The organism is Allosphingosinicella sp. (assembly GCF_036403745.1).
Classification (GTDB): domain Bacteria; phylum Pseudomonadota; class Alphaproteobacteria; order Sphingomonadales; family Sphingomonadaceae; genus Allosphingosinicella.
In genome coordinates this window covers 1-2,991 of sequence record NZ_DASWQI010000034.1, presented here as the reverse complement: position 1 = coordinate 2,991, position 2,991 = coordinate 1, and the positions used below count along the sequence as shown (strand labels likewise).

General features: G+C 66.2%; 2 protein-coding genes. Both read right to left on the bottom strand.

Features of this window, described 5'->3' with window-relative positions; all coding sequences use genetic code 11:
* Positions 1–554: 554 nt before the first annotated feature.
* Positions 555–1,778 carry an IS91 family transposase gene (locus VGC56_RS04690; RefSeq protein ID WP_464123559.1) on the bottom strand — a complete coding sequence of 408 codons (1,224 nt, stop codon included), beginning with the start codon at positions 1,776–1,778 and terminating at the stop codon, positions 555–557.
* A gap of 21 nt (positions 1,779–1,799) precedes the next feature.
* Positions 1,800–2,708, bottom strand: coding sequence for a tyrosine-type recombinase/integrase (locus VGC56_RS04685; protein ID WP_464123558.1), 909 nt, complete (start codon positions 2,706–2,708; stop codon positions 1,800–1,802).
* Positions 2,709–2,991: the final 283 nt, after the last annotated feature.

The window sequence follows — 2,991 nt, the reverse complement described above, 5'->3', positions numbered from 1 at the left end:
ACGGTGCCGGCGAGAGTGGGTATGAAATCGCGACGGCGCACGCCCCAGGCTCCTCGGTATGACGCCGGGCTGAATATACCTCAACAGCGCCAATTTCGGGCGTTGACGAATGGCGGCTTTCCCCAAACCTCGCCGCCGGTCAGGGCGAGCGCGGGGTCTGCTTCGGGGCACGAAGAGCCGTTCACGACGCGAACCCTGAGTGACCGAGTTGGGTGAAGGGTTTCGGATGCCGGCCAGTGGTGACCTATCCACGCGCACCGAGGCCGGCGTCCGAAAGCCCCCCAGGAAGGAACCCGCGGGGGCCGCATGGGCGGTTGTTGTCTATGGGGATTTGACGGGTCGGCGGTTTGGGTAGGGGACGCGGTGGCCGGCGTAGTTGGTGTCGGATCGACGATCGCGATGCCAGGATCGTCGTCGCGGCGGTGGTGGACGGAGTGATTTTGCCGTGATCGAAGGTGTAAAAGGTGGCTTGGGAGACGGCGGGGCGTCAGCGGTGCAATGCCGGAGACGAGGTTCCTCGGTGGGCAGCAGTTGTAAAGAGGCGATGATGAGCGTCATGGCATTGCGGTCCCGACCCCGGCTTGCGGCGAGGGCGGGGCGCGAGGACCGCCGCCGGGTCCGAAGCTCTCGACGATGATCATGCGGCCACCGCAACAGGGGCATGGCGGGCGGTAGTCGGGCCTGGAGCCGGCAGTCATGCCCGGAGCGTCTTGTTCCGTTGACGGTTCGATTGACGGCGGGGGCGTCGCGATCAGCTTCCTGGCGCGTGCGATATTGGCCTTGCAGGTGGCGCTGGCGAGCAATCCGTAGTGACGGATGCGATGGAACCCCTTGGGCAGAACATGCAGCAGGAAGCGCCTGATGAACTCGTTTGGCTCGAGCGTCATCGTGCGAAACCGCGCCTGGCCATTGCGGCGGTAATCCTTGTAGCGGAACGACACACCGCGCTCGTTGAGGCTAACCAGCCGGCTGTTCGCGATGGCGACGCGGTGTGTATAGCGGGCGAGATAGGCGAGCACCGCCTCGGGCCCGGCAAAGGGCGGCTTGGCGTAGACGAACCATTTCTTTTTCTGGAGCGGTGCGAGGTGCGCAGTGAAGGCCTTCCGCCGACCCAGGCCTTCGATCTCGCCAAAAAACACCAGCCGGCCGGCCACATGGGCGTCGGCGAGCCGCGCCAGGAAGAGCCGCCGGAACAGACGGGACAATACGCGCACTGGTAAGAGGAAGCCGGGTCGGCAGCGCACCCAGCGCAAACCATCGAGCGATATGCCGCCGCCTGGCACGATCATATGCAGATGCGGGTGGTGGGTCATCGCCGAGCCCCAGCTGTGGAGCACGGCGGTGATGCCGATCTGGGCGCCCAGATGCTGGGGATCGGCAGCGATGGTGAGCAGCGTCTCGGCCGCAGTGCGGAACAGCAGATCGTAGACCACCGCCTTGTTCTGGTAGGCGATTGGAGCAATCTCGGCTGGCAGCGTGAAGACCAGATGGAAATAGCCGACCGGCAGCAGATCGGCCTCGCGGGCGGCAAGCCAGTCCTTCGCCGCCGCGCCCTGGCACTTGGGACAGTGGCGATTGCGACAGGAGTTGTAGGCGATCCGGCTGTGGCCGCAATCCTCACAGCGCTCGACATGGCCGCCGAGGGCGGCCGAACGGCAGCTCTCGATGGCTGACATCACCTTGAGCTGGCCGAGGCTCAGATGCCCGGCATGGGCCCGGCGCCAGGCGGCGCCGTGGCGATGGAAGATGTCTGCGACCTCCAGCCCTGGGCGGCGCACGGCCGCCGGGCTACAGCCTGGCTACACCCCGGTTCTTGGGCTCCGTTCGGTCAGCGTCGCAAGCCGGTCGAGCGGGCTGGTGACCGTTCGGATCGTGGTGTTGGCAACACGCGTGTAAAGCGCCGTGGTGTCGAGCTTGGCATGGCCGAGGAGCACCTGAATGACGCGGATGTCGGTGTCCTGTTCCAGTAGATGCGTGGCAAAGCTGTGCCGCAGCGTATGTGGCGATACCCGCTTCTTGATCCCGGCAGCCTGGGCAGCGGCATGGACCGCGCGGTTGAGCTGGCGTGTCGAGAGCGGCTCGAGCGGATTGCGGCCGGGGAACAGCCAGCCGCGCGGCAGCAGCATGCCCAGGCGTCGGCCTTCGCGCCACCAGGCACGCAGCACTGCGAGCAACTGCGGCGACAGCATTGCCTGGCGGTCTTTACGGCCTTTGCCCTGCTCGACCCGCAGCAGCATGCGCTCGGAGTCGACATCGCCGACCTTGAGCGCGACGACCTCGGAGACGCGCAGCCCGGCGCCATAGGCGGTGGCGAATGCCGCCTTGTACTTCGGCCCCGGCGCCGCCTGGAGCAGCAGCGTGACCTCCTCGACACTCAGCACGGCCGGCAGCCGGCGCGGTTCGCGTACCACCGTAAGCCGGCGAGAAAGGTCCGGCCGGTCGAGCGTCACGGTGAAGAAGAAACGCAAGGCCGCGACTGCACTGTTGATGGTTGGCGGCCGCACGCCGGTCTGCGCCTGGTGGTGCTGGAAACTGCGTAAATCCTCCGCCGTTGCTGTGTCGGGAGACCGGCCGATGAAGGCCGCAAACGCGCGGACGTTGCGAATGTAGTCGTTGCGCGTCTTCTCGCTGAAGCCGCGCACCCGCATGTCTTCGATCATGCGCGCCCGCAGCGCGCTGACGGGCCGGTCGGAAGGATGGGAGGTCATCGTGGGCTCCTCTCTCAAGCCGAAGGTTGCTGGACCTTCGATGCTCGGGATCGGATGCCCCGGTCGTCACGCCTTACCGCTTACCCCGCCCAAAACGCACGGACCGTGACGCGCGCCCCCCTCCCGCGAGAGCGGGTTCGTTGTGTGCCGGGCATGCTCAATAGCTCGGAGGTGAAATTCCTCTACCCAACCTGATGGAGGTGAAGGGTTAGTGATGCGCAAGGGCTATCGCCGCGAGGCGGGGTCTGAAGGAAGCGCGAAGCAAAGGTGCGAGCCGATGAAC